This is a genomic window from Klebsiella sp. A-Nf5, assembly GCF_002810545.1.
GTDB lineage: Bacteria > Pseudomonadota > Gammaproteobacteria > Enterobacterales > Enterobacteriaceae > Klebsiella > Klebsiella variicola.
In genome coordinates, this window is record NZ_PIOG01000116.1 from 1 (window position 1) to 1,084 (window position 1,084).

General features: G+C 51.3%; 2 protein-coding genes. Both read right to left on the reverse strand.

Annotated elements, in window-relative coordinates:
• Positions 1-105 precede the first annotated feature (105 nt).
• A complete protein-coding gene (locus CWM53_RS11015) occupies positions 106-783 on the reverse strand; it encodes a vWA domain-containing protein (RefSeq protein ID WP_061152950.1) in 678 nt (225 codons plus the stop codon).
• A 206-nt stretch (positions 784-989) separates the two neighbouring features.
• The coding region (gene rpmG, locus CWM53_RS11020; RefSeq protein ID WP_100750793.1) for a 50S ribosomal protein L33 at positions 990-1,084 on the reverse strand (95 nt) is incomplete at its 5' end.

Sequence of the window (1,084 nt, forward strand, 5' to 3'; positions counted from 1 at the left end):
CGTTCGCCCAGCTGGCGATAGCAAAAGGCATCCTGGCAGGGAAGTTGATTTTGTCGGTGGCTGCTACCCATGACCGACGCTGCGTATACGCGCCAGTTCATCGTATCAGACCGAAATTTCGGACCAGCTATCCGTCGGCGGTAGCTGTGCTTTACCGCCCGGTGTCGACTGCGACACCACCTGCATACTGGCGCTGAGCCAGAGGAACAGCTCGCGGAACTGCAATCCCTTCAGCTGCTTCACGCCGTTAATGCCGCTACGACTGAACTGCCCCATCGACTCAGTTGCTTCGTGTCCTACGCTAATCGGAAACACAGCGACTTTATTTGCCGCCTGCGCATCACGGCACGCCTGCGCTGCCGCCTGCCAGTTGTCGGTGGGCTCGCCATCCGACATTAAAAACAGCCATGGTCGGGTATAGGGGACGCCAGCCGCTTTCAGGCGCTGTTTTTCCGCTTCAATTTCGCCCAGCGCCAGGCTAACAGCCTGCCCGGTGGGCGTCAGGCCACTGGCCTCAAGCTCGGGGGCGATGAAGTCCATCGCATCACACCAGTCGCCATACAGCTCGCATTCATCATAGCCGCCGTATTTAATCACCAGCAGGCGAACGCGCTTAGCGGCGATGACATCCTGCTTAAGCTCTTCCTCCAGCAGCTGTAGCCCCTGATTCAGTTGGGCGATGGGCTGGCCCTGCATGCTGCCTGAACAATCGAGGACCAAAATTAACGGTGTACGCTGTTCGCTGTTATCGATAAATGAAACATCTGGAATAAAAGAGGCCATAACAATCCCTGTCGCTGATTTTCTGTACCGGAAGAATAGACAGACTATACAAGCAAGACAAGAAAAACCTTTATATTCATTAAGTTAATTGATTTTGAGTTAATAATTAAAAGAGGGATATATGATAAGTTTTGAAGGTGTTTTGCCTGAATAATGGCAATAAAAAACCCCGCCGGGGCGGGGTTTTCATTACAAGAAAGCGAAAATTATTTGATTTTAGCTTCTTTGTAGATAACGTGCTGACGTACAACCGGATCGTACTTTTTCAGTTCCATTTTTTCCGGTTTGGTACGCTTGTTCT

Excerpts from the sequence above, each read along its gene's own strand:
- CWM53_RS11015 (WP_061152950.1), bottom strand. The coding sequence starts at position 783 with ATGGCCTCTTTTATTCCAGATGTTTCATTTATCGATAACAGCGAACAG.